This window comes from Ferrimonas kyonanensis DSM 18153 (assembly GCF_000425405.1).
GTDB lineage: Bacteria > Pseudomonadota > Gammaproteobacteria > Enterobacterales > Shewanellaceae > Ferrimonas > Ferrimonas kyonanensis.
In genome coordinates, this window is record NZ_AUDJ01000016.1 from 87,292 (window position 1) to 113,508 (window position 26,217).

Annotated in this window: 27 protein-coding genes; 18 read left to right on the top strand and 9 right to left on the bottom strand. The window is 58.3% G+C overall.

Going from position 1 to position 26,217, the window contains the following annotated elements; genetic code table 11:
* The first annotated feature begins 217 nt into the window (after positions 1–217).
* Together H598_RS23750 and H598_RS0108240 are read left to right on the top strand one after the other, a co-directional pair.
* Entirely contained in the window at positions 218–2,863 is a 2,646-nt protein-coding gene (locus H598_RS23750) for a nitrate reductase (RefSeq protein WP_051252587.1), read from the top strand.
* Between the two features lie 99 nt (positions 2,864–2,962).
* A complete protein-coding gene (locus H598_RS0108240) occupies positions 2,963–3,445 on the top strand; it encodes a Dps family protein (RefSeq protein ID WP_028112595.1) in 483 nt (160 codons plus the stop codon).
* A 106-nt stretch (positions 3,446–3,551) separates the two neighbouring features.
* Here H598_RS0108240 and H598_RS0108245 read toward each other — a convergent pair whose 3' ends face one another.
* On the bottom strand, positions 3,552–4,559 hold the full coding sequence (locus H598_RS0108245; RefSeq protein ID WP_028112596.1) for an adenosine deaminase: 1,008 nt from the start codon (positions 4,557–4,559) through the stop codon (positions 3,552–3,554).
* Between the two features lie 128 nt (positions 4,560–4,687).
* Between H598_RS0108245 and H598_RS0108250 the strand changes: the two genes are divergently transcribed.
* Positions 4,688–5,647: a M61 family metallopeptidase gene (locus H598_RS0108250; RefSeq protein WP_084144386.1), complete on the top strand. Its 960-nt coding sequence runs from the start codon at positions 4,688–4,690 to the stop codon at positions 5,645–5,647.
* Here the strand turns inward: H598_RS0108250 and H598_RS0108255 are convergent, their stop codons facing one another.
* Together H598_RS0108255 and H598_RS0108260 are read right to left on the bottom strand one after the other, a co-directional pair.
* Positions 5,648–7,822 (bottom strand): methyl-accepting chemotaxis protein, encoded by a 2,175-nt coding sequence (locus tag H598_RS0108255; RefSeq protein WP_342663226.1) that lies wholly within the window; start codon positions 7,820–7,822, stop codon positions 5,648–5,650.
* Between the two features lie 425 nt (positions 7,823–8,247).
* Complete coding sequence (locus H598_RS0108260; protein ID WP_028112599.1) at positions 8,248–8,904, bottom strand: outer membrane beta-barrel protein; 657 nt, start codon at positions 8,902–8,904, stop codon at positions 8,248–8,250.
* 206 nt (positions 8,905–9,110) lie between these two features.
* Between H598_RS0108260 and H598_RS0108265 the strand changes: the two genes are divergently transcribed.
* Together H598_RS0108265 and H598_RS0108270 are read left to right on the top strand one after the other, a co-directional pair.
* The gene (locus tag H598_RS0108265) at positions 9,111–9,317 is read left to right on the top strand and encodes a hypothetical protein (RefSeq protein ID WP_028112600.1); all 207 of its coding nucleotides are present in this window, start codon (positions 9,111–9,113) and stop codon (positions 9,315–9,317) included.
* Between the two features lie 117 nt (positions 9,318–9,434).
* Positions 9,435–10,079: a hypothetical protein gene (locus H598_RS0108270; RefSeq protein ID WP_028112601.1), complete on the top strand. Its 645-nt coding sequence runs from the start codon at positions 9,435–9,437 to the stop codon at positions 10,077–10,079.
* Between the two features lie 210 nt (positions 10,080–10,289).
* On the opposite strand, the gene H598_RS0108275 is transcribed toward H598_RS0108270, so the two are convergent.
* A complete protein-coding gene (locus H598_RS0108275; protein WP_028112602.1) occupies positions 10,290–11,153 on the bottom strand; it encodes a YicC/YloC family endoribonuclease in 864 nt (287 codons plus the stop codon).
* 185 nt (positions 11,154–11,338) lie between these two features.
* Positions 11,339–12,970 carry a mechanosensitive ion channel family protein gene (locus tag H598_RS23755; RefSeq protein WP_051252588.1) on the bottom strand — a complete coding sequence of 544 codons (1,632 nt, stop codon included), beginning with the start codon at positions 12,968–12,970 and terminating at the stop codon, positions 11,339–11,341.
* A gap of 202 nt (positions 12,971–13,172) precedes the next feature.
* On the opposite strand from H598_RS23755, the gene rph reads away from it, so the two are divergent.
* Positions 13,173–13,892, top strand: a complete 720-nt coding sequence (gene rph / locus H598_RS0108285) for a ribonuclease PH (RefSeq protein WP_028112603.1) — start codon at positions 13,173–13,175, stop codon at positions 13,890–13,892.
* Positions 13,893–13,959: 67 nt separating this feature from the next.
* Positions 13,960–14,601 (top strand): orotate phosphoribosyltransferase, encoded by a 642-nt coding sequence (gene pyrE / locus H598_RS0108290; RefSeq protein WP_028112604.1) that lies wholly within the window; start codon positions 13,960–13,962, stop codon positions 14,599–14,601.
* Positions 14,602–14,723: 122 nt separating this feature from the next.
* Here the strand turns inward: pyrE and slmA are convergent, their stop codons facing one another.
* The 3 genes from slmA to coaBC are packed head-to-tail and all read right to left on the bottom strand — an operon-like array spanning position 14,724 to position 17,007.
* A complete protein-coding gene (slmA, locus tag H598_RS0108295) occupies positions 14,724–15,317 on the bottom strand; it encodes a nucleoid occlusion factor SlmA (protein ID WP_028112605.1) in 594 nt (197 codons plus the stop codon).
* Positions 15,318–15,333: 16 nt separating this feature from the next.
* Positions 15,334–15,792, bottom strand: a complete 459-nt coding sequence (gene dut / locus H598_RS0108300; RefSeq protein ID WP_028112606.1) for a dUTP diphosphatase — start codon at positions 15,790–15,792, stop codon at positions 15,334–15,336.
* Between the two features lie 9 nt (positions 15,793–15,801).
* Positions 15,802–17,007: a bifunctional phosphopantothenoylcysteine decarboxylase/phosphopantothenate--cysteine ligase CoaBC gene (coaBC, locus tag H598_RS0108305; RefSeq protein ID WP_028112607.1), complete on the bottom strand. Its 1,206-nt coding sequence runs from the start codon at positions 17,005–17,007 to the stop codon at positions 15,802–15,804.
* A 108-nt stretch (positions 17,008–17,115) separates the two neighbouring features.
* Between coaBC and radC the strand changes: the two genes are divergently transcribed.
* The 5 genes from radC to mutM all read left to right on the top strand — a co-directional run bounded on the left by radC (position 17,116) and on the right by mutM (position 19,681).
* Positions 17,116–17,790: a RadC family protein gene (gene radC, locus H598_RS0108310; protein ID WP_028112608.1), complete on the top strand. Its 675-nt coding sequence runs from the start codon at positions 17,116–17,118 to the stop codon at positions 17,788–17,790.
* A gap of 114 nt (positions 17,791–17,904) precedes the next feature.
* Positions 17,905–18,141 carry a 50S ribosomal protein L28 gene (rpmB, locus tag H598_RS0108315; RefSeq protein ID WP_028112609.1) on the top strand — a complete coding sequence of 79 codons (237 nt, stop codon included), beginning with the start codon at positions 17,905–17,907 and terminating at the stop codon, positions 18,139–18,141.
* A gap of 11 nt (positions 18,142–18,152) precedes the next feature.
* Positions 18,153–18,323, top strand: a complete 171-nt coding sequence (rpmG, locus tag H598_RS0108320) for a 50S ribosomal protein L33 (RefSeq protein ID WP_028112610.1) — start codon at positions 18,153–18,155, stop codon at positions 18,321–18,323.
* A 100-nt stretch (positions 18,324–18,423) separates the two neighbouring features.
* Positions 18,424–18,876 (top strand): hypothetical protein, encoded by a 453-nt coding sequence (locus H598_RS0108325; RefSeq protein ID WP_028112611.1) that lies wholly within the window; start codon positions 18,424–18,426, stop codon positions 18,874–18,876.
* A complete protein-coding gene (mutM, locus tag H598_RS0108330) occupies positions 18,869–19,681 on the top strand; it encodes a bifunctional DNA-formamidopyrimidine glycosylase/DNA-(apurinic or apyrimidinic site) lyase (protein ID WP_028112612.1) in 813 nt (270 codons plus the stop codon). The genes H598_RS0108325 and mutM overlap by 8 nt, the downstream gene beginning before the upstream one ends.
* Before the next feature lie 6 nt (positions 19,682–19,687).
* On the opposite strand, the gene coaD is transcribed toward mutM, so the two are convergent.
* Positions 19,688–20,173: a pantetheine-phosphate adenylyltransferase gene (gene coaD / locus H598_RS0108335; RefSeq protein ID WP_028112613.1), complete on the bottom strand. Its 486-nt coding sequence runs from the start codon at positions 20,171–20,173 to the stop codon at positions 19,688–19,690.
* A gap of 241 nt (positions 20,174–20,414) precedes the next feature.
* Here coaD and H598_RS23760 point away from each other — a divergent pair, with 241 nt between their 5' ends.
* Genes H598_RS23760 through H598_RS0108365 form a run of 6 tightly spaced genes read left to right on the top strand, consistent with a single transcriptional unit; the run spans position 20,415 to position 26,216 of the window.
* Entirely contained in the window at positions 20,415–21,809 is a 1,395-nt protein-coding gene (locus H598_RS23760) for a polysaccharide biosynthesis protein (RefSeq protein ID WP_051252589.1), read from the top strand.
* A complete protein-coding gene (locus H598_RS0108345) occupies positions 21,806–22,666 on the top strand; it encodes a glycosyltransferase family A protein (RefSeq protein ID WP_084144387.1) in 861 nt (286 codons plus the stop codon). Before H598_RS23760 ends, H598_RS0108345 begins: the two co-directional genes overlap by 4 nt.
* Positions 22,667–22,674: 8 nt before the next feature.
* Positions 22,675–23,736 (top strand): N-acetylneuraminate synthase family protein, encoded by a 1,062-nt coding sequence (locus H598_RS0108350; RefSeq protein ID WP_028112615.1) that lies wholly within the window; start codon positions 22,675–22,677, stop codon positions 23,734–23,736.
* Positions 23,737–23,789: 53 nt separating this feature from the next.
* On the top strand, positions 23,790–24,599 hold the full coding sequence (locus H598_RS0108355; protein WP_028112616.1) for a cytidylyltransferase domain-containing protein: 810 nt from the start codon (positions 23,790–23,792) through the stop codon (positions 24,597–24,599).
* Positions 24,596–25,567 carry an N-acetylneuraminate synthase family protein gene (locus H598_RS0108360; protein ID WP_028112617.1) on the top strand — a complete coding sequence of 324 codons (972 nt, stop codon included), beginning with the start codon at positions 24,596–24,598 and terminating at the stop codon, positions 25,565–25,567. Before H598_RS0108355 ends, H598_RS0108360 begins: the two co-directional genes overlap by 4 nt.
* Positions 25,548–26,216 carry an acetyltransferase gene (locus H598_RS0108365; protein WP_051252590.1) on the top strand — a complete coding sequence of 223 codons (669 nt, stop codon included), beginning with the start codon at positions 25,548–25,550 and terminating at the stop codon, positions 26,214–26,216. The genes H598_RS0108360 and H598_RS0108365 overlap by 20 nt, the downstream gene beginning before the upstream one ends.
* Position 26,217: the final 1 nt, after the last annotated feature.

Here is a 26,217-nt window from a genome sequence, read left to right on the forward strand (position 1 = left end):
GGGGGAGCCGCAATTCTCCCTCATAATGCACCGTTATGAGGCAGAGCTGCACTAAAGGTGGGACATTATTCATTTGAAGCGAGTGCTCATTCGGTTCTGGTTGGAATTTTAAAATTTAAACAATTGATTTAATGCAATAAATTATTAATTCGCACCCTTGGCCTCAGTGTTGCAATAGTCAGGCAATCCCATACCGACGCCCACACAGGAGAGCCCGATGACTGAGACCCGAACCACCTGCCCGTACTGCGGCGTTGGCTGCGGCGTGCTAGCCAGCGTCAACGGTGATCAGGTGCAGATCCGTGGTGACCAGTACCACCCGTCCAACCAGGGACTGCTGTGCTCAAAGGGGTTGCGGCTGGCGGATACGCTCGGTGAACGGGGACGACTGCTGTACCCGAGCATCGGCGGCCAGCGTGACAGTTGGTCCCGTACTTTGGCCTATGTGGGGCACAAGTTTCGCCAGGCAGTAGAGCAGCATGGGCCGGATTCGGTGGCGTTCTACCTGTCCGGACAGCTATTGACCGAGGACTATTATGTGGCCAACAAGCTGATGAAGGGGTTCATCGGCAGTGCCAACGTCGACACCAACTCCCGGCTGTGCATGTCGTCGGCGGTGACGGCCCATAAGCGCGGCTTGGGCAGCGACAGTGTACCGGGGTGCTACCAGGATTTTGAGCTGGCGGACCTGGTGGTGCTGGTGGGCTCCAATATGAACTGGTGTCATCCGGTGCTGTTTCAGAGGCTGCAGGCGGCGCGCCGAGCCAGACCCCACATGCGCCTGGTGGTGATTGACCCGAGGCGTACTGCCACCGCAGAAGCCGCCGATCTGCACCTGGCCATTCGTCCCGGCGGCGACTTGGCGCTGTTTCATGGTTTGCTGCGATTCCTGATTGAGCAGGGATTGCAGCGCCCGAATGCCCAGCAACTGTCGGGATGGCGCGATACTCAGGTGTCGTTACAGGCCTATGATCTGGACCGGGTTGCCGGTGAGACCGACCTGGATCGCGATGACATTATCGATTTTTATCAACAGTTCGCCGCTAACCCCCGTGTCGTTACCGGATTTTCCATGGGGATCAATCAATCCGAGCAGGGGGTGGATCAGGGCAATGCCATCCTTAACTGCCACCTGCTGACCGACCGCATCGGTCGTCCTGGTATGGGGCCGTTCTCCCTTACCGGCCAGCCAAACGCCATGGGCGGGCGCGAAGTGGGTGGGTTGGCCAACACCCTGGCGGCCCACCGGGAATTGGACGACGAGGTGGCTCGACAGGCCATCGGTGAGATCTGGCGTAGCCCACGGATGGCGTCTCGACCGGGGTTGAAGGCGGTGGAGTTGTTTGAGGCGATGGAGCGGGGCGAGATTAAGGCACTGTGGATTATGGGCACCAATCCGGCGGTCAGTCTGCCGGACAGCGGCCTGGTGGCCAGGGCACTTGAGGCCTGCCCTCTGGTGGTGGTCAGCGACTGCATCGTCGGTACCGATACTCAGCGCCATGCCGATGTGCTGTTGCCGGCCACCGGCTGGGGGGAGAAGGCCGGTACCGTGACCAATTCGGAGCGGCGCCTGTCGAGGCAGCGGGCGTTCATGCCTCCTAGCGGCGAGGCGCGGCCGGACTGGTGGATGCTGTGCCAGGTGGCCAAGGCCATGGGGTTCAATCATGGGTTTAATTTCGCCAATGAAGCGGACATCTTTCGCGAACATGCCAGCTTGTCGGCGATAAACGGGCGACTCGGCGGTGAGTTTGATATTGGGGCTCTGGCGACGCTGACCGACGAGCAATACCAGCAGTTGCCGCCGTTGCAGTGGCCTCAGCCCGCGGGCCAGCCGTTGCGACTGAACAACCAGCGCCTGTTTGCCAGTGAGCCCGAAGGCCCGCCGCGGGGGCAACTGCAGCTGTCGTCGTCAGCCACATCACCGGCAGCCCCGGGCTGGGTGCTCAACAATGGCCGGTACCGCGACCAGTGGCACACCATGACCCGCAGCGGGTTGTCGCCGCAGTTGGGCCGTCATCGCCCCTGGCCCGAGGTGGCTCTGCACCCCGAAGATGCCCGCCTGCTGGGCGTGACCGCCAATGATCTGTTAACCCTGCAGGCTGGGGAAGGCGAGCTGCTGCTGCCGGTGGCGCTGTCGGAACAGCAGCGCCGGGGAGAGTTGTTTGCCCCCATTCACTGGAGTGGCCAATTCAGTGGCCAGGCCACGGTGAATGCGGTGGTGGGGCGGGGGCGGGATCCGCTGTCGGGTCAACCCGGCTTTAAGGGGGCCAGGGTGCAGGCCCGGCCGTGTGCCGTCAGGGCGTGGGCACAACTGTGGCTGCCAGAGCCGGTGGCGATGCCGGCTGGAGTGGCGGTGTTTTGGTCCAGCCAGACTCACCCTCAAGGAGGGGGGTATTTGCTGGCCAGTGAGTTGCCGGTGTCAGACTGCGTGGAGCGGCTGCAACAATGGCTGGCGACGCTGGGGCATGGGCAGCCCAGCGTTTGCCAGGTGTCGGCCGAAGGCAACAGGCAGTTATTTGTCAAAGGAGGACGATTGTTGGCCGCCATGTTTGTGTCTCCCCAGCGTCGGCATTTACCTGGGGATTACCTGTTGCAGGCGTTACAATCGCCTGTCACTGCCACACAACAGAGATCCCTATTGATGACCCCGACCACCGAATCGCGCTTGCTGTGTTGCTGCTTGCAACTGACGGAAGCGGACGTTGATGCCGCCATTGCCGAAGGGGCCGACAGTGCCGACAAGGTGGCCGACGCCTGTGGCGCGGGCACCGGCTGTGGCTCCTGCCGCAGCGAAGTGATGGAGCGATGCCGACATGCAAAGCATGAATCAGAGAGTGAGGTTCAAAACGCTTTAGTCGATTAAGGTGATAGTTTCCATTTGTTATACCCTTGCCGTCCTCAGGTGTAATCTACACTCATTCGCCGCACGACGCGGCCCAGAAGATTCACTGAGGACACTGATATGACCACCACTAATTTGATTGGACTGAACCGAAATGGCGCCGAGGACCTGGCTGCGCAATTGAATGACCTGTTGGCAAACTATCAGGTGCTGTACATGAATGTACGGGGTTTCCACTGGAACATTAAAGGCGCCGATTTCTTTGAGCTGCACACCAAGTTTGAAGAGATCTACAACGTGCTGCTGGAGAAGGTGGATGAGATTGCCGAGCGGGTATTGACCCTGGGCCAACAGCCATTGCACGCCTTTTCCGATTACCTGCAGCTCAGCCAGATTCAGCAGGCCATTAACATCTCAAGTGGAGCCGAAGGCATCGACTCCCTGCTGGAAGGCTATCAGGTGTTGATTGCCAAACAGCGCCAGATTCTCAATGCCGCCGGTGAGCTGGGTGACGAAGGTACCTCGGCCCTGATGAGCGATTATCTGTCTCAGCAGGAAAAAGAGAGCTGGATGCTGGCGGCCTACCGGGGTCGTGGCGCCTGATTCAACCGACCAAGTTTCATCATCATCCTTGCAAGTAGTAAGCAATACATTTCATCATCATCTCTAGTTTTTGAGGGCCTTTTGGCCCTCTTTTTTTGTTTAGAGATCAATCAAAACAGGTCATCAGTTGCTGATACAGGTCAGCCTTGCGGGCGTCGGAAGCAAAACTGGCGTCGATGGCATTGGCGGTCAACTGCATCCATTGCGCCTGGGTCAGGGCCAGAGCATCTTGCACATTCTGGTAATTTTCCAGCATATAGCCACCAAAGTACGCCGGATCGTCGGAATTTAGCGTGACTTTCAAGCCGGCGTCCAACAGCTCCTTCAGGTTGTGATCGGCCATGGTATCGAAGACCCGCAGTCGTACGTTGGAGTTGGGACAGACCGTCAGAGGAATGCGTTTCTCGACCAGATGCTGCATCAGTTTTGGGTCTTCTGTGCAGGCGACGCCGTGGTCGATGCGCTCCACCTGCAGCAACTTCAAGGCCTGCCAGATGTAATCGGCGGGCCCCTCTTCACCGGCGTGTGCCACCAGTCGATAGCCCTGGGCTCTGGCGGCGGCAAAGGCCCGTTCGAACTTCTCCGGCGGGTGGCCCACTTCAGAGGAATCGAGGCCGATGCCGGTAATTTTGTCCCGAAATGGTTGCGCCTGTTCCAGTGTGTTGAGGGCCGATTCTTCGCTGAGATGGCGCAGGAAACAGAGGATCAACTCGAAGCTGATGCCATACTGTTGTTGTCCCTGGGTAAAGCCGCGATGCAGGCCGTTGATGACGGTTGCAAAGGCAATACCGCGATCGGTGTGGGTCTGCGGGTCGAAAAAGATCTCGACGTGACGCACATTCTGCTGCTGGCAGCGCTTAAGGTAAGCCATGGCCAGATCAAAAAAGTCCTGTTCGGTTTGCAGGACATTGGCACCCTGGTAATAGAGATCCAGGAAGGATTGCAAGTTGCTGAAGTCGTAGGCCTGGCGCAGGGCATCGACAGAATCGTAGGGCAGTTCAATGCCATTACGTTGCGCCAGAGAGAACATCAATTCTGGCTCGAGAGAGCCCTCGATGTGCATATGAAGTTCGATTTTAGGAAGGGATTTCAGAAACTCGGGGGTCAGGGTCATTGGCATAATCTCGTTGTAGTCATTGTTAGGAGGTTATGCCCATCTAGTCTAACTCAATTCCCGTAATCCAGTTAGCGGGGATTGTGACAACCGTTAACTTGGTGGTATCGAACGTCAGGGAGGAATCTATGGGATGGCGAATGATTGTCGCAGCGATGATGTTGACGTCTGCCGCCGCGGGGGCGGCCATCTGCAGCGATGATATGCGGATTCAGATGCACCCGTCGATGGATCAGCGTCAGCAGTCGATGCTGAGGCAGTGGCTGGTCGAAGCCGCCCGGACCGTTTCGGATTACGGCGGCGCAGTACCGGTGCCCTGTGCCAGCATCGAGGTGATGACCGCTAACCGGGGACAGGGACCGGTGCCCTGGGCTCAGGTGATTCGCTCTGGCCAGGAGGGCATTCGGTTTTATGTGAATCTGGACTACTCCGCTGAGGCGTTTCGTCAGGACTGGACTGCGATGCACGAGTTCAGTCATCTGCTGTTGCCCTTTCCCGGTAACGATGCGCCCTGGTTCAGTGAGGGCCTGGCCAGTTATCTGCAGTACCTGCTGCTCGGGCGCGCGGGTATCCTGACTCAGGAGCAGGCGTTGTCGAGCCTGGATGGGGGATTTCGGCGCGGCAGGGCGGCGGCGAGTAAGCACAACAAAAGTTTGCGTAACCTCAGTGGCGCCATGTGGGCCAGTCGCAGCTATCAGCGGGTCTATTGGAGTGGTGCCGCCTATTTTTTTCACATCGACGTGGCACTGCGCCGGTTGCCTGCGCCGTCGTCTCTGCAGCAGGTAGTGGCCGATTTTGTGGCGTGCTGTCGGCACAGTGGTCGCAGCTGGAGTGTGCCGCAACTGATTGACCAGTTTGATCGCCTCAGTGGCACTTCACTGTTCAGTCACCATTATCGTCAGATTATTGATGACAGGGGCTTTCCCGATGTCAGCGATGCCTATGCCTGGTTGGGGATGGTGGCTGATGGCGCGTCGCTGCAGTTGTCACCAGAGCCGGAGTTGCGCCGTCGGCGCACTCAATTGGTGATGGGAGCGCCGGCAGTCAAACCGGGAGCGCGGCCGGACGTTGCCGGCCGCTGGCAGTGATCAGCTAAAAAATGCCACCTGAGTATTCAGGTTTTCTGACAGTCGCTGCAGCTCGGCGGCACTGTCGGCGGTTTGTGCCGAGGTGTCGCGGGTCATGCGGTTCAGATCGCTGACCTGGGTGGCATTGGCGGCGATCTCTTGCGACACCTGGGCTTGCTGCTCGGAGGTTGTCGCCATGCTTTCGGCCATGGATGCGATGGCGGTGATCTGGCTGGTGATGTTTCTCAGGGCACCTCCGGCGGCCTGAGCCTTGTCTTTGACGGTGACGCTGGTGCTCTGGCTGGCGTTCATCAGCGCCACGGCCGAATCGATGCGGCCCTGCAACTGGCTGATGATGGCCACCACCTCCTGCACCGAGTGTTGGGTGCGGTGCGCCAGTTGTCGAACCTCATCGGCTACCACCGCAAAGCCGCGTCCCTGCTCACCGGCTCTGGCGGCTTCAATGGCGGCATTCAGCGCCAGCAGGTTGGTTTGTTCGGCGATGGAGTCGATCATATTGGTGACCGACTGAATGTTCTTGCTCTCTTCACTGACCTGATGGATGGCGTCGGTTGAGGCGTTTAACTGCTCCCCCAGATTGCCGATCTCCTGCTCCATCTCCACCACCTGGCGGGCGCCGGATTCGCTGTCGAGGTGGGCGTTGCGGACGTTGTTGGCCACCGCTTCCACCTGCTCGGCGACGGCATTGGCCGATGAGGCCATCTCTTCGATGGCAGTGGCCATCTGATCCACCTGCTGTTGCTGCTGCTCTGATTGGTTGAGGTTGTTGTTGGCGAATCCGGAGACCTCGTCGGCGGCCGCATGGGAGTGGGCACTGGTGACTTTGATGTCGCCCACCAGCTGATTCAATCGCTGCGCCATGGTACGCATATTGTGGGTCAGGTTGGTGATCTCATTACTGGAATCGGCAGGCACTTGAGGGATGTCCAGGCTGACCCGGCCTTGGCCCAGGGCGCTCATGTAACCGTTGGCCCGACTGAGGGGGCGAATGATGCGTTGCAGCGACCAGGTGACGACGGCCACGGTAAACAGGCTGGCCAGGCCGGCGACCAGGACAATCGTGGTCATTAACTGCTGAGATTCCTTGGTTACCTCGTTGATAAAGGTGCCACCGGAGATGACCCAGTTCCAACCGGAGACGGCGGCGAACACCAGGTATTTTTCACCGACGACGCCGTTGAATTCGTGCGGGTAACGCACCACGCCGGCATCGCGCTCAAACAGGTTCTGGAACGGTTTTTCCGGTGTTGCTAACTGGATGATGTTTTTGCTGAGGTTGTCTTTAACCGGATGGTGCAGATAGGCCCCGCGATTGTCGGCAGCGTTGTCGAAAATAATGGTGTAGCCACTGTCTCCCCAACTGATGTTGGACAAATTCTCGAACAACGCCTGGGCGGCCTTATCCACCGGCAGTCCGACAAAGGTGGCACCGATTAATTGACCGGCGTCATTCAGCATGGGGGCGTAGTAGGTGAGGTATTGCTTGCCAAACAGGGCCACCTTGGCGTAGTAACTTTGCAGTTGTTTGAGGGCTCGATAGGCTTTACTGCTGCGGGTCAGGGCGGTGCCCACCACCCGCTGATTGTGGTCATTGGTCAGGGAAGTGGACAGGCGGATGAAGTCGCCGTCTTGCATTACAAACACGGTGGCAACGGCGCCGGTATCCTTGGTGAAGCGGTCCACCAGACGGTTGTTGCTAACGCGTTCGCCAAAGGTGGCCAGGTCGCGTACCGCTTTGCCTTTGAGCGTTACCGGTGTAGTGGCAACAGAGAGGCCATCCAGATATTGGTTCTGAAAGGTATTTTCCAGCACTTTGGCTTCGGTTAAGTAGCCATTAAAACTTTGCTCCAGTGTCGAGCTTAATGCTTTAACCTTGGATTCATGCTCGGTCAGAGTTTTATTGAGAAGCGTTTTATAGCTCTCTTGATATACCAGATATCCAGTGATAGAGAATGACAGAACAATCAATGTGGCGATAATCGAACACAACTGAAAGCTAATGCCTTTATTCTTAAAGTTGACCAAATTAAACATTGAATCACGATTCCAGTTCAAATGAGTTTGGAAATAAATGCCATTTCGGCGACGAATGGTGCGCTCGGGCAATCGCCGCAATCTGTGCCAGAACAGGCGGTTTCGGTGTTGAGCAACCTTCATGGGCGTTGGCAATAACATAAAACAAATCAGTTGTGTGTCAATCTGTAGCTAAATTACAAAGAATGAATTGTGACTGTCAGGTGGGTTTGACGAAGAAGTTGGATCTGGATGCAGTTTGGGAAGAAATGGAGAGTGATCAGGGTGGTGATTTTAGTGGTAAATTAGAGGGGTGATTAAGGGTTAATAATGAATTTTAAAGTGTTTATTTTATCCGTAAACTTTTAGGTTGATCCAGTCGCTGTTTATATGTTTCAGGTGGATTTTTGTAAATATATACTTGCAATGACATTGGTGATGGCATGTTTTTTAGATATGGATTTAAGTAAAAGTCACTGTGTTGGCCCCAAGTCCCGGTTTGGGTGAAGGCTTGGGGCCAACTCGCGCCTTCAGTGATTGGTAAAAACACGGAAAGTGAGAAAGCGCACCCTAAGGTGCGCATACCCTCAGAATCGGTAGCCAACAGTAAACATCAGAGTGCTGAGATCCCGATCCTTGATGTTGCCGCTGGTCGCCTCGGTGGCACTGTTGTCGTTGTCGTAGGCGTTCACCTGGCCCTTCATGGCGCGGTTCCCACTGTGAATGGTGTAGTGGAGGTTGAAGTTCAACCCATTGTCCAGGTAGTAGCCGACACCGACCATCGGCTTCCACACGTTGCTGCTGCTGGCGCTGAGATCGAAGCCGGCGTTGTGGTAATCCTCGTGGCCGGGGGCGGTCTGCAGGTTGAGGCCGGCGTTGATCTTACGCTTGGACAGCTCGGCACCGGCTTTCAGGGCCAGGTGGCCGCTGCCCACTTGGAACTGGTAACCCAAGTACAGCTGGTGAGCGCGGTACTTGTCCTTGGAGTAGGCGCTGGCCATGATCGGTGTCTCGTCGTTGAGGTCCAGCGGGCCGGCGGTGCCGTTGGACTCCTTATCGCCGTTGTAGGCGTAGCCGAAGATGAAGTCCTTGTAGGCACCCTCAAGGCCCAGGGCCACCTGGCTGCCGAACTCCTTGTTGTGCGCCACACCGACCATGGGGTTGAGGGTGAAGTCCCCGGACTGGGCCAGGGCAGGCATGGCGGTGACACAGCTGAGTACGGAAGCGATTACGAATTTTTTCATTACAGTCTCTCTGATTTTCAGTGAATGGGTTCGGCTCAAGGCCGTCGTTGATGTGCCGGGTAGCATCGGTTCTCTCCCCTGGCCTGGGTCAGGCTGCTGGGGGCCGGCTTAACTTACGGGGGCCAATGCGCCAGCGACCTCCTGTCCCCGTTGAGTGGTGCCCATGGTAGGTAGGAGAGAATCACCAGACATCACTAACGGATCTGATGAGCATTGATGGCGACGTACGGTTGCCGCTGCTGAGGTTGCGACAGCCCTGGTCTGGGGCGGTGCTGCGGTTTGCGGTGGTGGGGCGAGCATCGGAGTGTGCTGCCCGGGTGGGGCGAGACTGGGTCGGGAAGCTGGAGGGGGCCATCCTTGGCGTCAGAGAGTTCCTTGATATTGGTGGTCAACCGCCGCGGGGCCGCCGTTGACCGCAGATTCACTATGGCAGCTGGAGGATTACCAAGAAATCCTATGACTCCTAGAAATCGAAGATAAATTGGCGTAAAAGCAATAACATCAGACAGAAATAGGGGTTGATGGAGACGATGACGCACACCCTTTCAGCCAATGCCAAATCGGAGTTGGGCAAGTTGTTGGTGGATACGCCGGAGTTGATTGATCTGCTGGCGCTGTTGCCCAAAGAGCAGCTGCAGTCCTACCCGACGCTGCAGAAGGAGCTGATCAGCAAGCACCCCAATGTTCGCCTCTATAAGCGGGCGCTTAAGGAGGGCAACTTTTCCAAGGAAGAGTTTCGGGATCGGGTGTTCGCCCGCCTGGACATGTTTGCCTACGAGCTGGCCACCACCATGAACACCGACTATCTGATGGAGCGGATCAGCCTGCTGGTGGGGGATGAGATCGATCGCATCGACGAGCTGTCGCTGCAGGAGATGGGCACCGATGTTATCCACCGTATCCTGGGCGATCTGTCCCAACAGGTGTTTAAGCACACCGAGCCGAAGGGAGACCACCCCTTCCTGGCGGAGCGCGGCCGCATTGATCACGGTTTCTGGCGGCACGCTGACAGGGCGTTCGATGCCTTTCTGGATGGCTACACCACCCAGGCGGCCCTGGATGCCTGGTGCCAGCTGAACCTGCACACCCGCTGTCCCCAAAGCTTCATCCGCTGGCTGAAGGTACACGGGGATCCCCGCGAGCTGGCAGAGTGGCGGGAGTATGCAAAAGGGTAGGCAATCACAGTGGCCGGGAAGTGAATCTTCGTTGCCGGTGGACGTTCGACCAACTCGGGGTTTACCCATGTCGAGCCTGACGGCCACAAGTCGGTTGTTCGAGGCCTCCCGAGTCAACACTGAGAGCTGAAGGTTAGCGTGCTCGGTCTCTGTTCCGAGTTGAAAATGAAAAGCCCCGCATTGCGGGGCTTGGCTGAGAAGGGGCGTGGCTTACTCGATGTTCTGGATCTGCTCGCGCATCTGCTCGATCAGCACCTTCAGTTCCACGGCGGCGGCGGTGATGTCGGTGCTGATGGACTTGGAGGCCAGGGTGTTGGACTCGCGGTTGAACTCCTGCATCATGAAGTCCAGGCGTCGGCCGCAGGCGCCGCCCTTTTTCAGAACCTTGCGGGTTTCGGCCACGTGGGCGTCGAGGCGATCCACCTCTTCGGCGACGTCCATCTTCTGCGCCATCAGGATCATCTCCTGCTCGATGCGAGCCGGATCCAGGTCCTCTTTCACTTCGGCCAGGCGGTCGGTCAATTTCTGACGTTGCCACTCCATGATCTCCGGCATGCGGCTGCGAACGAAGGCCGCCTGCTCGGTGACGCCATCGAGGCGCTCGATGATCATCTGTTCCAGAGCCTGGCCTTCCGAGCCACGGGCTTCTAGGAAGCTGTCGACGGTGGTGTCGAATGCCTTCATCAACTCTTTGCCGATGGCATCCATGTCTCGCTCGTTGGCTTCCAGCACGCCGGGCCAGCGCATCAGTTCCACCAGGTTCAACTGGCCGATGCCGGCCATGGTGTGCAGGTGCTGGGCCTTGTCGATCAACTGGGCGGCCAGTTTTTCATTCATCTGGATGCTTTCACCGGCGTTTTCTGCCAGTTCAAAGCGCAGGTTGACTTCGACCTTACCCCGAGCCAGGCGTTTGCGCAGGCGATCACGCAGCATGGGTTCCAGGGAGCGGAATTGCTCGGGCAGGCGCAGGTAGGTTTCCAGGTAGCGCTGGTTTACTGAGCGGATTTCCCAGGAGGCGTTGCCCCAGTCGGCTTTTACTTCACCGCGGGCGTACGCAGTCATGCTGTGGATCATTAGCTGATGGCCTTGTGATGTGGAGGTGCTGCGATTATACCAACCCCGGCAGGCAACGCCAAAAGCCACAGGGGATCTTTACCAACCAGACGAGGTCGGGGCCTCGGTGGCGGGCTCAGATCAACGTCGAGTGTGGTGAAAGGGCTCCTTTTTAATGCAGAAGGGGCCCTCGCGGGCGTGGTGGTTTAGGATTCGCTGGTGAGCGCCGTTTGTTGGTGGCTGAGTCGGCGCTGAGTGGCGTCGGCCAGCGAGACCTTATGCTGTTCCAGCAGCGTCAGTATGGTCAGGTTGAGCGCTTCGGCGACCTCCAGGTAGACCGGGAAATCGGTGGTAGTGATGTAGCTGAGAATGTTCAATTGCAGCGCCTGAGGGCCAAACTTGTGGAACCGCACCCGCACCGGCGCCTCGTCCACCTTGTCGTGGGCTTGCAGCGCCTCGGTGATGGCATCCATCAGCGGTCGCAGTTGACTGGCCTGGGTGTCGTAACGCAAGTGGATGGTGGGGCTGAAGCGAATTTTCTCGCGTTCGGAGAAGTTTTCCAGTTGCAGGTCGACAAAGGTGGCGTTGGAGATGTGAATCACGGTGCGATCCAGGGTGCGGATGCGGGTGTAGCGCAGGCCAATCTCTTCGACCACCCCCATCTGGGAGCCGAAGCGGCAGAAGTTGCCGACCCTCACCGGGGTGGACATGTACAGGGTGATGGCACCGATCAGGTTCTCCACCGACTTCTGCGCCGCCAGGGCCACCGCCAGGCCACCGATGCCGAGACCGGCGAGGATGGTGGTGGCTTTGAAGCCCAGGTTCTCCAGCCACAACAACAGGCCGGTCAGAATCACCAGGGTTTTGGCCACCGTAAACAGCGGTCGCATCAGCAGCGCGCCCTGATCTTTGCCCTTTTCCTTAAGAACCAGTATCAGGTGTTGTCGGGTCAATTCCAGTCCGGCCACCGCGACCCAGATAAAGGCAATGATCAGCAGAGTCCGGCCTTCGGCAAACGCCTGGGCTTCGATGGAAGGGCGAACCAGAGGGAAGGTCTGGCGAATCACCAGCACCAGCAGTAGCAGCCTCAGCGGGCCGCGGATGAACTTTTGCAGGTGCTGAGTGTGCTCGCCGCGGCGGCCGATGAGGGTGTTGGTCAGCCAAAACAACGGCCAGCTTATTAGGTAGGCGATCAGCAGGAACAGCAGCAGGGCCACCAGTTGCCAGCTTTGCAGACCCATCACCTCGAACACCGGCAGATGCTGGCTTAAAAACTCGCCGATGGGGCCATCGCCATGGATGCGGTACAACTCTGGAATGTAAGACAGGGTCGCGTTGGAGACCTTCCAGATGGATTCGCCGTCACCACGGGGCACCCGTTGCATATAGACACTGACTTGGCGGCGCTTCAGGGGAATTTTGCCCACCAGATCCCGATAACTGGGCAAGCCGTCTTCTGTCAGACCGTGTTTGCTGTTGCTCATGGATTGCAGGTCGACCCAGAGGGTACGATCCAGCACCACCTTCAGCTGTCGAGCCAGTTCCGCCGAGTCTAATGCGGCCACCGCTGCCGGCAGGTTGCGGGTGTCCAGGTAGTGGCCCGCTTGCTCGAAGTCGCCGTAGCGCATGGCGTGCAGCAACCCTTCCATGGAGGAGCGGGGCGAGCCGCGCTCATGTTCGTCGGCCACGGTCGGCGGCGCCACAGGGGCGGGCTTCGAAGCGGCCTCTTCTGCCGGAGTGTCTTGTTCCATGACGTTTTTCAACGTGGGGGTGGTTGCCTGGCTCCACAGTGGCAACAGCGCCCACATCAGCAGCAATCCATAGCCGACTCGTTTCATAGTGATGCTTTTTTGATCTGTTGGTGATTCAGTTATAACAGATATTTAGGGGGAAACAACCGGCGTATCAATGGCATGACCCCGGCGTGTGGCACCCGGTCCACGGCCCAGTGTCCGGCCGAGACCAGTGCCTTACGGCCTCGCTTAACGGGCGCTGGATCGGTATAATGTGACCCCAAATTTTCAAGCCAAGGCTGACTCCATGCGTCCAGATAACCGCGCCCAGAACCAAACTCGTCCCATCACCATTACCCGCAACTACACCCGTTATGCGGAAGGCTCTGTGCTGGTAGAGTTTGGCCATACCAAGGTGCTGTGTAACGCCACCGTCGAAGAGGGCGTGCCCCGCTTCCTTAAGGGTAAGGGCCAGGGCTGGGTGACCGCCGAGTACAGCATGTTGCCACGGGCGACCCACAGCCGCAGTGGCCGGGAAGCGGCCCGGGGCAAACAGGGGGGCCGTACCCTGGAGATTCAGCGCCTGATTGGCCGATCATTGCGAGCGGCCATGGATCTGAAAAAACTGGGTGAGTACACCATTACCATCGATTGTGATGTGATTCAGGCGGATGGCGGCACCCGCACCGCCGCCATTTCCGGCGCCTGCGTGGCCCTGGTGGATGCCCTCAATGGCCTGCAGCGTGACAAGAAGCTGACCAAGGACCCGCTCAAGTTCATGATTGCGGCGGTTTCCGTGGGCGTGGTGGATGGCCAGGCGGTGTGTGATTTGGAGTACGTGGAAGACTCCGCCGCCGAGACCGACATGAACGTGGTGATGGCGGAAGATGGTCGCATGATTGAGGTGCAAGGCACCGCCGAGGGGGAACCCTTCAGCCACGAGGAGCTCCTCGAGATGCTGGCGCTGGCCAAGTCGGGGATTGCCGACATCGTCGAAGCCCAGAAGGCGGCGCTCGCCGTCGGTTAATGATTTTTTGAAGCGACCCGGGTGGTCGCTTTTTTGTACCCACAATGAGAATAAAGGTCGGAAAACAGTGAAAGCTTACCAACGAGAATTTATTGAGTTTGCCCTAGAACGTAACGTATTGCGTTTTGGCGAGTTTACCCTGAAGTCTGGCCGTAAGAGCCCCTACTTTTTTAACGCTGGTTTGTTTAATACCGGTCGTGACCTGGCTCGGCTGGGTCGCTTCTACGCGGCGGCGCTGGCGGATTCAGGCATCGATTACGATCTGTTGTTCGGACCGGCGTACAAGGGCATTCCCATCGCCACCACCACGGCGGTGGCGCTGGCGGACCATCATGACATCGATAAGCCGTACTGCTTTAACCGCAAAGAGAAGAAAGATCATGGTGAGGGCGGCAACCTGGTGGGCTCAGAGTTGACCGGCAAGGTGATGCTGGTGGACGACGTGATCACTGCCGGTACCGCCATTCGCGAGTCGATGGAGATCATCAAGGCCCATCAGGCGTCGCTGTCCGGGGTGCTGATTGCGTTGGATCGTCAGGAGAAGGGCAAGGGCGAGTTGTCTGCCATTCAGGAAGTGGAGCGGGATTACGGCTGCAGCATCATCGCCATCGTTACCCTGGGTGACCTGATCACCTACCTGAAGGAGCAGCCTGGCCGCGAAGCCGAACTGGCCCAGGTCAGTGCCTACCGGCAGCAGTACGGCATCTGACGCCTGTTGGTATAACAACCGTTGCAAGGGCACTCCCGGGTGCCCTTTTTTATTGTCCTGTAATCACGAAAAACGGCACCTTTCGGTGCCGTTGTCGATGGTTTTGCCGCCATTCGGCGACATTAGCTTTGCAGCAGCTGTCGCTGGATAAAGGCCCATTGCTCGGAGAACCGCTCGGTGGGCATCAACTTGAATTCGCTGCGCACGTATTGGGCAATGCGGCCTTCGGCGTAGCTCAGCAGCAAGTTGGCCAGCATACCCTCTTCCAGGTAGAAGCCGGAGCTTTCCCGCAGCGCCTTCTCCCGCAAGGCTTGCTTGAGATTGGTCTCAATCTTGGCAAACAGCTGATTGATGCGCTCGCGCAGGCGTTCCTGCTCACCGATCAGGGCATCACCGGTCAGCAGGCGGGTGATGCCGGGGTTGCGCTCGGCAAAGGTCAGCAGCAGCTGCAGAATCAGCTGACAGCGGACCATGGTGTCGGTTTCCTCTTCCATGATCAGGTTGATGCGGGACAGCAACGAGTCTTCGATGAACTCGATCAGGCCTTCAAACATTCGAGCCTTGGAGGGGAAGTGGCGATACAGGGCGGCTTCCGACACCCCCACTTCGGCGGCCAGTTTGGCGATGGTGATGCGCTGGCCCGGTGAGGTTTCCAGCATCCGAGCCAGACACTGGAGTATCTGCTCACGGCGGTTGCTTTTTTGTGTGGTGGTCATGGCCTAGGGTCTTCTGTTACTTGGTACCGGAGTGGCCAAAGCCACCTTCGCCACGCTCACTGGCGTCAAAGGCGTCGACCTGAGTGAACGCCGCCTGCACTACTGGCAGGAACACCAGTTGGGCGACGCGTTCGCCGGGTTCGATCTCCACCGCGGTGTTGCTGCGGTTCCACAGGGAACACATCAGCGGGCCCTGGTAGTCGGAGTCGATCAGTCCCACCAGGTTGCCCAGGACGATGCCTTTCTTATGGCCCATGCCGGAGCGGGGCAAAATGGTGGCGGCCAGACTGGCGTCGCCAATGTGAATGGCGATGCCAGTGGGCACCAGTTGGCTCTGACCCGGTTCCAGCACCAGTGGCTGCTCCAGCATGGCGCGCAGATCCATGCCGGCGGATCCCGGGGTGGCGTATTCCGGCAGAGGCCAGTCGTTACCCAGTCGGGAGTCCAGGATTTTCAATTCGATAGGTGTTTTCATGGGTCGCTCTTATTGATTCAGTTTGTCGGCGATGGTGAGCAGCAACTGCCGGGCCTGGCTGGCCTTATCGCTGTGGCCCAGATCCTGGTGGCCGCCCTGCCAGTACAGGGTGAGGGCGTTGCTGTCGGCGTTGAATCCCTGACCGGGCTTGGAGACGTCGTTGGCGGCGATCATATCCAGTTGCTTGCGGGCCAGTTTATCCAGCGCATAACGTTCCACATCATTGGTTTCGGCGGCAAAGCCGACAGTGAATGGTCGCTTACTGTGGCTGGCTACTGTAGCAAGGATGTCCGGGTTGCGCACCATCTCAATGGTGAGGGTGTCTTTGCTCTTTTTGATTTTGTTATCGGCGACGCTGACCGGCCGGTAATCGGCCACGGCGGCGCAGCCGATAAAGATGTGCTGTTGATCCACCTCGGCCATGACCGCATCCAGCATCTGCTGTGCCGATTGCACGTCGATGCGGGTCACGCCCGCTGGCGTCGCCAGGGACACCGGGCCACTGACCAGGGTCACGTCGGCACCCAGTTGCCTGGCTTGCTCGGCCAGGGCAAAGCCCATCTTGCCGGAGCTGTGGTTAGACAGGTAACGCACCGGATCCAGAGCCTCACGGGTGGGGCCGGCGGTAAGCAACAGTTTTTTGCCTGCCAGTGGCTTGGGGGCGGCGGCTTCGGTGGCGGCTGCCAATGACAGGGCGGTGATCTCCTCCGGCTCCGGCATTCGCCCGGGTCCCACTTCGCCGCAAGCCTGATCGCCGCTGGCAGGACCCCACTGAGTTATGCCTCGGGCATTCAGAGTCGCCAGGTTGGCCTGAGTGGCCTGAGCCTGGTACATCACCTGATTCATGGCCGGACAGATGCGAATCGGCGCTTCGGTGGCCAGGCAGATGGCGGTAATCAGTTCATCGGCCATGCCGGCTGCCAGCCGGGCCAGGAAGTTGGCGCTGGCGGGGGCGATGATGACCTCATCGGCCCAGCGGGCCAGTTCGATGTGGCCCATGCCCTGTTCGGCCGCCGGGTCGAGCAGATCGTGGGCGACCGCATGACCAGACACCGCCTGCAGCGACATCGGGGTCACAAAGGCTTTGGCGCCGCCACTCAAGACGACACGGACGTCGGCGCCGGTCTCTTTAAGACGGCGAACGATGATTGGGGCCTTGTAGGCGGCGATGCCACCGCTGATTCCCAACACAATATTTCGAGTGATTTTGCTCATGGCCATTGGTCGTTTTTCGATAATGGCGCCTAAGATAACACAGGAAGTGCCGTGGCAATCAATGACCGATGCCACACGGAGCGAGCCGGATCCACAAGGAGGTGCGTCATGGCAATACGGGATTGGCCGAAGACCGAACGACCAAGAGAACGTCTTTTGGCTCAAGGGGTTGGTGTTTTAAGCGACGCCGAGTTACTGGCGATTTTTCTTCGAACCGGCATCGCCGGTTGCAGCGCGGTGGAACTGGCACGGCAACTGCTGACGCACGCGGGCGGGTTGAATCGGTTGTTGGCGATGGATCGCCGCCAGTTTGCCGACATTCGCGGCATGGGACCGGCAAAATACGCCCAGCTTCAGGCGGCGCTGGAGTTAGGGCGCCGCTGTCTGGGGGAGAAAAGTCAGCAGGCCGATGCCCTCACCAGCCCAGATTCGGCCCAGGAATATCTGCAGGTCAGCCTGGGTCATTTAGGGCATGAGGTGTTCGCCATGCTGTTGCTCGACAGTCAGCATCGAGTAGTCAAGCTAACGGAATTATTTCGTGGTACCATAGACGCCGCTAATGTGTACCCCCGTGAGGTGGTGAAAACGGTTCTGGCTGCCAATGCGGCAGCAGTGATACTCGCTCACAATCACCCCAGTGGCGTCAGTGAGCCCAGCCAAGCGGACCGTGCCATTACTAAACGGATACAGAATGCCTTGGCACTGATCGATGTATCGGTGCTCGATCACTTGGTCATCGGCCATGGCGAATGCTGCTCATTCGCACAAAGAGGATGGCTTTAACATCAGTTTGCTTGATCTTTGCTTCTTTATCTTGTATAAAATGCGCCCTTCGTGTGCCTCGGGCGACGGCCATACGAGGCACAATGATGCTCGAGCAATATTTTGGAGACTGAAATGTCTAAAGTATGTCAAGTTACCGGTAAGCGTCCGGTAACCGGGAACAACGTATCCCACGCAAAAAACCACACTAAGCGTCGTTTTCTGCCAAACCTGCAAACTCACCGTTTTTGGGTTGAAGATGAAAAGCGTTTCGTGAAGCTGCGCGTATCCACCAAAGGTATGCGTATCATTGATAAGAAGGGTATCGAAGTAGTTCTGAAAGAACTGCGTGCCCGCGGTGAGAAGGTTTAAGGAGATAAATCATGGCAGCTAAAGGTGGTCGTGAGAAGATCCGTCTGGTATCCACTGCTGGTACTGGTCACTTCTATACTACAGACAAGAACAAGCGCAACATGCCTGAAAAGTTCGAAATCAAAAAATTCGATCCTAAGGCGCGTAAGCACGTTCTGTACAAAGAAGCCAAAATCAAGTAATTGATCCTGGACTCTTGAAAAACCCGGCTTCGGCCGGGTTTTTTTATGGGCGATAAAAAACTACAATTTCAGAATAACTTAACTGAAGTTGAGCGTGCTTATGGCGAAACGTCGTACCTGGAACAACGTGCTGATTCTGGCGTTGTCCCTGTTTGGCATGCTGATGCTGTATGTCAGCAACCTGATCAGCCCCAACAGCAGCAGTTATCCGCTGTTGCCGGAGGGAGCCGGCATCGAGGCTCTGGTGATGCAGGAGCTGGTGGTGCGCCGCGACGGCGAACACTGGCGTTCGGCGCCGGCGGTGGCCGACGCTCAACTGCAGGCGCTGATGGCCCATTGGCGTGAGGCCAGGTTGCTGCCCATCGCCGAGCCGATTCCGGCGCCGATGCAACCGGTGCAGGTGGACCTGTATCTGGATGACGGCTCGGCGCCGATTACCGTGTTGATCTATCCTCGCTACGGCTACCTGAAGCTGCTGGGGCAGCCGCAGTGGTGGAAGCTGCTGTCGGCCGAAGGCGCTCAACTGTTAAACCGAGAAGGGAAGGATGCCTGAATTACCGGAAGTGGAAGTGACCTGTCAGGGGATCCGTCCCCACTTGCAGGGGCGGTGCGTCACCGAGGTGGTGGTGCGACAGCCGCAACTGCGCTGGCCCATCGAGCCGGAGATTCTGCAGATGCAGGGGCAGGCGATCACTGGGGTGCGGCGACGGGCCAAGTACCTGTTGCTGGAAACCGACATCGGGGTGTTGATTCTGCACCTGGGCATGTCCGGCAGTCTGCGGGTGCTGAAGCCGGCACCGGCGCCGGAAAAACACGACCATCTTGACCTGGTGCTGGACAGTGGAGCGGTGCTGCGGCTTAACGATCCACGACGCTTCGGCGCCGCCATCTGGTGGACGGGGCCCCTGCCTAAGCATCCGCTGCTGGCCAAATTGGGCCCTGAGCCCCTCACCAGCGCATTTAATGCCGATTACCTGATGTCGCAGCTTCAAGGCAAGAAGAAGGCCGTTAAACTGGCGCTGATGGACAACCAGGTGGTGGTCGGTGTAGGCAACATCTACGCCAACGAGGCGCTATTCAGCGCCGGCATCGATCCCCGCCGTCCTGCCGGTACCCTGAGTCATGCCCAGGCGTCGCAATTGGTGGATGAGGTGAAAACCGTGTTGGCACGGGCCATCAAGCAGGGGGGGACCACCCTCAAAGACTTCACCCAGGCCGATGGCAAGCCGGGGTATTTCGCCCAGCAACTGCTGGTGTATGGCCGTGGCGGCGAGGCGTGTCCGTTGTGTCAGCAGACTCTGACCGAGGTGAAACTGGGGCAGCGGGCAACGGTGTTTTGCGACCGCTGCCAGCGCTGAATCGGTTTACCGGTTTTTCAGTTTGGTGGCGACCGCGGCATCCACCAGCGGGTGCAGGAACTCGCTGACATTACCGCCATGAGAGGCCACGTCCTTGACCAGGCTGGAGGAGATGAAGGTGTACTCCTGAGCCGGGGTCAGGAAGATGGTTTCCATCTCCGGGTGCAGGTGACGGTTCATGCCCGCCAGCTGAAATTCGTATTCGAAATCGGCCACCGCCCGTAATCCCCGGACCAGCACATCGGCCTGTTCGGCCTTGGCGAAATCCACCAGCAGCCCTGAAAATCCCTTGATGGTGACGTTGTCGATGTCGTCGGTAATGCGCTGCGCCAATTCCACACGTTCATCCAATGAAAACAAAGGCTTCTTGCTGGCACTGGCGGCGATGCCGACCACCACGTGGTCAAACAACTTGGCGCTGCGCTTAATCAGGTCCAGGTGGCCATTGGTGATGGGGTCGAAGGTTCCTGGGTAGATGGCGATGCGTTTCATGTGGGCCTCTGGTGAATGGGTTAGAATGACTGCGCTCCGGCATGAAATTTTGAGTCAGTCGCCGGCGATGTTGGTGTAGAATAGCAGCTTTGCAAATACTGCTGTAGTTTCAGTATTTCCAGTGTTTTTTATCCTTTGGGTCAACGCAGGCCGAGGGGAAAACCGGTGCTTCCACAGACCGTCTGGCGACGAACGGGGTCGGCAGTGGCAGGATAAGACAGAGTAGAAGGCGAACGATTCTATGAAAAATGTGGTCATCTTTGGTGCGTCCAGCGGCGGTAAGATCGTCGCCGATGCCTTGCTGCGTCAGCCAGAGCGTTATCGACTGAAATACTTCTTGGACAATGATACATCCCGTTGGGGTCAGCAGTTGCTGGGCATTAGCATCGCCGGTGGCATGGATGAGCTGGCGGTTCTGGCCAAAGCGGAGCCCATCGATAAGGTGATCGTGGCCATCTCCAACATCGGTGAAGATGACCTGGCGGTGATCTCCGAGACCTGTCGTCAATGGGACATTGAGCTCAGAATCATTCCCCAGGCGCTGGACATTGTGTTTGAGGATCCGATTCTCAACCAGATGCGCGAAGTCAGCGTGGCCGATCTGCTCGGGCGCCACGAAGTCAGCCTGGCGGATGATCGGGTGTCGGCAGAGATTCAGGGCCAGACCGTGTTGGTAACCGGTGCGGCCGGCTCCATCGGCAGTGAGGTGGTGCGCCAGGTGGCAAAGTTTGCCCCCGCCCGAATCATCGGTCTGGACGTGAATGAAAACGACCTGTATCTGCTGGAGCTGTTTGTCGGCCGTCATTTCCCGGAGATTGCGTTTTCGTCGGTGATCTGCTCGATTCAGGATCGCACCGAGCTGGTGCGAGAGTTGACGGGACAGGGCATCGATGTGGTGTTCCACTGCGCCGCCCATAAGCATGTGCCGCTGATGGAGCGCTCGCCGGTGCAGGCGGTGAAGAATAACGTTCTCGGGACCCTCAATGTGGCCCAGGTGGCCGATGAGTTGGCCATCGGCCGCTTCGTGCTGATCTCCACCGATAAGGCGGTCAATCCCACCAACGTCATGGGGGCCTCGAAGCGGGTGGCCGAACTGATTGTGCTGGAGATGAATCGTCGCTCCGATACCCGCTTCATGGCGGTTCGCTTTGGCAACGTGCTCGGCTCTGCCGGCAGTGTGATTCCCATTTTCAAGGAGCTGCTGAAAGAGGGGCGGGATCTGACCATCACCGATGAACGCATGACCCGCTACTTCATGACCATTCCCGAGGCGGCCCGGCTGGTGATCGAGTCCGGGGTTCAGGGCCAGGGGGGCGAGTTGTTTGTGCTGGAGATGGGCGAGCCGGTGGAGATTCTGACCCTGGCGCGCAAGATGATCGAGTTGTCACGGGCTCAGTCCGACATCAAGATCATTGGCCTTCGTCCCGGAGAGAAACTGTACGAGGAGCTGTTCTACGACATGGACAGCGTGATCCCCACCGATAATCGCAAGATTCTGCTGTCCACCGCCGAGGCGGATCAGCAGCTGGACCTGACCCAACTGCGCCAGGAGATTGAGGCGGTCATCGCCGATGCCAGTGGCAGTCGGTCCTTCCTCGGTCGTTACGTGGCCAGCTTTAGTGGGGCACAGGCATGAGGACTCTGGTGGTAACCCACGTCTACCAGCAGGCCAAGCCTTACCTGACCGAACTGTTTGCCTCCATCGCGGCGCAAACCGACCAGAATTTTGATTGTGTGGCGTTCAACTATGGCCTGGACGCACCGCTGACGCAGTTCGGCTTTGTTGGTACGGAAGTGGCCAATGAGCATAATCTGGGCATTCCGGATGCTCGTGACTGGGCCCTGCGCTATGCCCTCGAGCAGGGCTATGAGCTGGCGATTTTCATCGATGCCGATGACGTGATGGCCGCCGACAGGGTGGCTCGCACCAAGGCGGCCTACAGCGACGAATATGGTTTCTACTACACCGGCCTTAATCTGCTGTCGAATCGTCAGCGTGACTTTTTCGAGGGGCAGCAGCCGTCTCAGGTGACATCGGTGGATGCGCTGATGGCGCACAACTTTGTCGGCCTGTCCCACTTTGCCCTCAATGTGAAGGCGGCAGCGGCGGTGATCGAGGCCATGACCTGTCCATTGGACGTCGTTGCCTACGATTGGTTTCTGACCTCGGCGTTGCTGCTTAATGGCCTCAAGGGCAAACGGGTGGACAGCACCACCTACTACCGTATTTATGAACAGAACACCGCCGGCTTTACCAACAGCCTGACCCCGGAGAAGCTGAAACGCACCGTTGAGGTTAAAGCGATCCATTATCGGGTTATGGCGGAGTATTGCCGGGCCCATGGCTTCAGTGCCATGCTTACGGCTTACGCCGATCGACGGCACCACTATCAAGGGCTGCTGGCGCAACTTGAGGCGGAAACGCCGGCTCAGATGCGGCAGAGACTCACGACTATTCATCCCACCAATGCCTATTGGTGGAGCGCAATTTAGGAGCTGTAATGAACAGTAAAGTTATCAAGCTGGGCGATCGCGAGATCAGTAACTTTGGTCGCCCCTACGTGATTGCCGAGATCGGCGCTAACCACAATGGGGATATGGAACTGGCGAAATCGATGATCGACTCTGCGGTCGACAACGGTGCCGATGCGGTGAAGTTCCAGTCCTGGAGCAACACTTCGCTGATCGCCAAAGAGGAGTACGATCGCAATCAGAGCTATGACGATTGCAAGAAGAAGCACTTCGGTTCCCTGTTTGAGATGGTGGACAAATACGCCCTGAGCACCGAGGACCATCACGAGCTGAAGCGCTATTGCGATGACAAAGGGGTGGCGTTCTGCTCCACTCCGTTCTCAGAAACCGAAGCGGACTTGCTGGAGTCGTTGGGGGTGCCGTTTTTCAAGATCGCCTCCATGGACATCACCAACCTGCGCCTGCTTAAGCACGTGGCGGCAAAAGGCCTGCCGGTGATCATCTCCACCGGTATGTCTACCATGGCCGAGATCGATAATGCCGTGGCAGCCATCGAGTCCACCGGCAACCGCCAGATCGTGATTCTGCACTGCATCTCCATCTACCCACCGGCGATGGAAGACGTCAACCTGGCCAACATCAGCATGTTGATGCAGGCTTACGACTACCCCATCGGTTTCTCCGACCACTCCATCGGCAGCGCCCTGCCGCTGGCCTCGGTGGCACTGGGCTCCTGCCTGATCGAGAAGCACTACACCACCGACAAGGATTTGCCGGGCTGGGATCACGCCATCTCCGCCGATCCGGCCGAGCTGAAGGTGATTTGCGACGAGTCCCGCAACATTCAGATCGCCATGGGCTGTAGCAAACGGGTGGTGTCCGAGGCCGAATTGGCCAAGAAAGACAAGTTCCGCCGCAGCGTGGTGCTGACCCGGGATCTGCAGCCAGGTCATGTGCTGCAGGCCAGCGATTTTACCTTTAAGCGCCCGGGAACCGGCATTCCTCCGGAGATGGAGATGCAGGTAATTGGCCGCACCATGAAGGTAGCCAAGGGTGAAGACGAACTGCTCAGCTGGGATGATCTGGGCTAAGTAAACCGACAACAATAGAGGGCGCCGTCGGCGCCCTTTAGGAAACTAACTGCATGAAAACCGTAGCCTGTATTATTGCTCGCACCACATCGACGCGGCTGCCACTGAAAGTGCTGCGCAGCTTCGATTCCGAGCGTCGTGTGTCGATGCTGGACATCATCAGCACCAGTTTGAAAAAGGCCCGCCGGGTCGACGACATTTTTCTGTGCACCTCCAGCGAAAGCTGTGACGACATCATGGAAGACGTGGCCGATAAAAATGGCATCCAGCTCTACCGCGGTGCGGCGACCGCGGTGATCGAGCGGATGCTGGCTGTGGCCGAGCAGACTCAGGCGGACTACGTCATTCGGGTCACCGGTGACAACGTGTTTACCGCCGGTGACATGCTGGATGAGCAGATTGGCCAGTGTTACGAGCAGCAACTGGATTACTGCCGGGTGGTAAACGTACCGCTGGGGATCACCGCCGAGGTGATCAAGGTGACGGCACTGAAGGACATCTACGCCAAGATCGATCCCGAGGTCAGTGAGTATCTGATGCTGTTTGCCTTTGATCCGAGCTGTTATCGCTGCGGTGTGCTCAAGGTGGATAAGGATTACAGTCATTTCAGCCTGACGGTGGATACCCCGGCGGATCTGGCCGTCGGCCGGGCGCTGTTGCGGGAGCTGGGGGATCGGGCCGATGCCGTGTCCCTGGCCGGGGTGCTGCGTATGCTGGATCAGAAACCGGATACCTTCAAGGCCATTCCCATGGATACCAACATCAAGTTGCCCTACGGCAAGAATGTCGACTTTGCCGCCTTCCTGGCGGATCAGCAGCGACGCATTGATGCCTGCCACGTGGTGAAAGAGGTGCAGTTATGATTGTGATTGCCGAGACCGCCTTCAATCATGAAGGGGACTTTGATTATCTGTTGAGGTTGATCGATGCCGCCGCCGACAGCGGTGCCGACATGATCAAGTTTCAGGTGCTGATCAATGCCGATGAGTTTGTCAGCCACGGTGCCGACAGTCACGGGTTGATCACCAGTTGGTGTTTCACCTTAGAGCAGTGGCAGCAGGCGTTGGATCGGGCCGAATCCCGAGGGTTGCGGCTGTTCCTGATGCCGCTGGACACCGCCGCGGTTGCCCTGTGCGAGCGCCCTTCGGTGGAGTTTGTCGAGATCCATTCGGTCAGTTTCAATGACCAGGCATTGATTGACGCGGTACAGGCTCTGCCCAAGACTCTGGCCTTTGGCATTGGTGGTCGTACCCTGGAAGAGGTGGAGTACCTGGTGGCCACCTATGGTGAGGATCGGTTGTTGCTGATGCACGGCTTTCAAGCCTACCCCACCGACATCGAAGACGTCTGCTTTGAGCGCATCAATCATTTGTGCCAGCGCTTTCCCGGAGTGCGCATCGGCTACGCCGATCATTCACCGCCAGACAGCGATGAATCGCTGGAGGCCTGTTTGATGGCTTACGCGCGCGGGCTGCGCATCTTTGAAAAGCACGTCACCCTGGAAGCGGAGCGCACCGATGCCCAGGCTGGATTACTGCCGCAGGCGATGGCCCACTTTGTGGCCAGAATGCGGCGTTTTCATCGCCTCGGCAACCCGGATGCGGCCAGCTGGCAACCGATGACCGACGCCGAACTGGTGTATCGTCAGCGCCAGAAGCAGGTGGTGGCCGCCGAAGCGATTGAAGCCGGTCAGGCCTTTACCCGTAACAACCTGATGTTGTGTATGCACACCAGCGCTGGCAGTCATACCCGCATCAGTGACCTGTTGGGTCAATCGGCCACAAGCAGTTACCGCAGTGGTGAGGTGATCGATGAGCCTGCCGCAGACTGAGTGGTTGCAAGGCCTGAAAGCCGAGGGCCGAGCGGTCTATGCCGTGTTCGGTGCCGGTGGTCATGGCAAGGTGGTGGCGGATGCCATCGAGCAGCAGCACCCCGGTTGTCAGGTGGTGGTATTTGACGATGCCGACGATGCGTCGTCCGCCTGGCCGCTGATGGGCGGTGAGCAGCAACTGCTGGCTTGCCGATCCCACCTGGACGGCGTAGTCGTGGCCATCGGCAGCAATCCGGTACGCCTGGCGGTGCAACGGCGTTTGCAGCAGGCCGCAGTGGCGATGTTGACCGTAGTGCACCCTCGTGCTTGCGTCAGCCAGTATGCCAGGCTCGGGGCTGGAACCGTGGTGTTGGCCCACGCCGTCATCAATGCGGATGCCCGGGTTGGTGACGCGGTGATCGTCAATTCTGCCGCCGTGGTTGAGCACGACTGCCGGGTCGCCGATGCGGTACACCTGAGTCCGGGCGCCGTGATGAGCGGTGGCAGTCAAGTGGGCCAGTGCAGCTGGCTGGGAGCGCAATCCTGTTTGCGTCAATTAATTACCGTGGCCGATGGCGTGACCGTCGGTGCGGGCGCGGTGGTGGTGGCCGATGTGGCGGCCAATGACTGCGTGGTGGGCGTCCCCGCTAAACCCCTGAAGTCGGAGTAAG

Bases quoted from the DNA above. Each gene is read 5' to 3' on its own strand.
- H598_RS0108270 (WP_028112601.1), top strand. From the start codon at position 9,435: ATGACGCACACCCTTTCAGCCAATGCCAAATCGGAGTTGGGCAAGTTG.
- coaBC (WP_028112607.1), bottom strand. From the start codon at position 17,007: ATGAGCAAAATCACTCGAAATATTGTGTTGGGAATCAGCGGTGGCATC.
- H598_RS0108365 (WP_051252590.1), top strand. From the start codon at position 25,548: ATGAGCCTGCCGCAGACTGAGTGGTTGCAAGGCCTGAAAGCCGAGGGC.
- H598_RS23755 (WP_051252588.1), bottom strand. From the start codon at position 12,970: ATGAAACGAGTCGGCTATGGATTGCTGCTGATGTGGGCGCTGTTGCCA.
- radC (WP_028112608.1), top strand. From the start codon at position 17,116: ATGGCAATACGGGATTGGCCGAAGACCGAACGACCAAGAGAACGTCTT.
- mutM (WP_028112612.1), top strand. From the start codon at position 18,869: ATGCCTGAATTACCGGAAGTGGAAGTGACCTGTCAGGGGATCCGTCCC.
- H598_RS23750 (WP_051252587.1), top strand. From the start codon at position 218: ATGACTGAGACCCGAACCACCTGCCCGTACTGCGGCGTTGGCTGCGGC.
- H598_RS0108260 (WP_028112599.1), bottom strand. From the start codon at position 8,904: ATGAAAAAATTCGTAATCGCTTCCGTACTCAGCTGTGTCACCGCCATG.
- rph (WP_028112603.1), top strand. From the start codon at position 13,173: ATGCGTCCAGATAACCGCGCCCAGAACCAAACTCGTCCCATCACCATT.
- H598_RS23760 (WP_051252589.1), top strand. From the start codon at position 20,415: ATGAAAAATGTGGTCATCTTTGGTGCGTCCAGCGGCGGTAAGATCGTC.
- dut (WP_028112606.1), bottom strand. From the start codon at position 15,792: ATGAAAACACCTATCGAATTGAAAATCCTGGACTCCCGACTGGGTAAC.
- H598_RS0108265 (WP_028112600.1), top strand. From the start codon at position 9,111: ATGAGCATTGATGGCGACGTACGGTTGCCGCTGCTGAGGTTGCGACAG.
- H598_RS0108275 (WP_028112602.1), bottom strand. From the start codon at position 11,153: ATGATCCACAGCATGACTGCGTACGCCCGCGGTGAAGTAAAAGCCGAC.
- H598_RS0108250 (WP_084144386.1), top strand. From the start codon at position 4,688: ATGGGATGGCGAATGATTGTCGCAGCGATGATGTTGACGTCTGCCGCC.
- H598_RS0108255 (WP_342663226.1), bottom strand. From the start codon at position 7,822: ATGTTATTGCCAACGCCCATGAAGGTTGCTCAACACCGAAACCGCCTG.
- H598_RS0108240 (WP_028112595.1), top strand. From the start codon at position 2,963: ATGACCACCACTAATTTGATTGGACTGAACCGAAATGGCGCCGAGGAC.
- H598_RS0108345 (WP_084144387.1), top strand. From the start codon at position 21,806: ATGAGGACTCTGGTGGTAACCCACGTCTACCAGCAGGCCAAGCCTTAC.
- H598_RS0108325 (WP_028112611.1), top strand. From the start codon at position 18,424: ATGGCGAAACGTCGTACCTGGAACAACGTGCTGATTCTGGCGTTGTCC.
- H598_RS0108355 (WP_028112616.1), top strand. From the start codon at position 23,790: ATGAAAACCGTAGCCTGTATTATTGCTCGCACCACATCGACGCGGCTG.
- coaD (WP_028112613.1), bottom strand. From the start codon at position 20,173: ATGAAACGCATCGCCATCTACCCAGGAACCTTCGACCCCATCACCAAT.
- H598_RS0108360 (WP_028112617.1), top strand. From the start codon at position 24,596: ATGATTGTGATTGCCGAGACCGCCTTCAATCATGAAGGGGACTTTGAT.
- H598_RS0108245 (WP_028112596.1), bottom strand. From the start codon at position 4,559: ATGACCCTGACCCCCGAGTTTCTGAAATCCCTTCCTAAAATCGAACTT.
- rpmG (WP_028112610.1), top strand. From the start codon at position 18,153: ATGGCAGCTAAAGGTGGTCGTGAGAAGATCCGTCTGGTATCCACTGCT.
- H598_RS0108350 (WP_028112615.1), top strand. From the start codon at position 22,675: ATGAACAGTAAAGTTATCAAGCTGGGCGATCGCGAGATCAGTAACTTT.
- slmA (WP_028112605.1), bottom strand. From the start codon at position 15,317: ATGACCACCACACAAAAAAGCAACCGCCGTGAGCAGATACTCCAGTGT.
- rpmB (WP_028112609.1), top strand. From the start codon at position 17,905: ATGTCTAAAGTATGTCAAGTTACCGGTAAGCGTCCGGTAACCGGGAAC.